Origin of the sequence: Muricoccus harenae, assembly GCF_009848505.1 — a bacterium.
GTDB lineage: Bacteria > Pseudomonadota > Alphaproteobacteria > Acetobacterales > Acetobacteraceae > Roseomonas > Roseomonas harenae.
Genome location: NZ_WWDL01000100.1, coordinates 1 through 818 on the forward strand (window position 1 = coordinate 1; position 818 = coordinate 818).

Consider the following 818-nt stretch of genomic DNA (forward strand, 5'->3'; position numbering starts at 1 on the left):
TGGCCCGCCGCCCGCTGTCTCGCCGCCCTGGCCGAGATCGAGCTCGCCGAGCGCGACACCCGGCGTATCCAGCGGCATCTCCTCGAAGCCAACCTGCCCGCCGGCAAGACCCTGGCCACCTTCGACTTCAAGGCTCTCCCCAGCGTCTCACGCGCCCGCATCGAGGCGCTCGCCGCCGGCGACTGGCTCGAGACCGGCGCCAATCTCATCGCCATCGGCAACTCGGGCGCCGGCAAGACGCACCTCCTCAGCGCCGTCGCCCATGCCCTCGTCGAGACCGGACGCCGCGTCCTCTACACCCGCACCACCGACCTCGTGCAGAGGCTGCAAGCCGCCCGGCGCGACCTCGTCCTCGAGCCGGCACTCGCCAGGCTCGACCGCTTCGACCTCATCATCCTCGATGACATCGCCTACGCCCAGAAGGACCAGTCCGAAACCAGCGTCATCTTCGAGCTCATCGCCCGCCGTTACGAAAACCGAAGCCTCGCGATTGCCGCCAACCTACCCTTCAGTGCCTGGGAACGGCTCTTTCCCGACAAGGCCATGACCGTCGCCGCCATCGACCGTCTCGTTCACCACGCCACCATCCTCGAGATGAACGTCGACAGCTATCGCCGCCGCGCCGCAGCCAGCCGCAAGAACAACACCGGCCTCACAGCGACAACCTCCACCGTCAGCCTCGATGCCAATCAGCACCAGCCTGACGCCGACAACCTCACCGACAACAAGGAAAACATCACCGCCTGAGCCACCATCCGCCCCGGCCAGCACCAGCCATCTTGGCTGTCGGTCCCGGACAACTTGGTTGACGCGCTACA

At 66.9% G+C, this 818-nt stretch carries 1 protein-coding gene; it reads left to right on the forward strand.

Features of this window, described 5'->3' with window-relative positions:
* Nucleotides 1-747: IS21-like element helper ATPase IstB (istB, locus tag GSE44_RS25095; RefSeq protein ID WP_159351542.1), on the forward strand; the 747-nt coding region annotated here is incomplete at its 5' end.
* Between the last annotated feature and the right edge of the window lie 71 nt (nucleotides 748-818).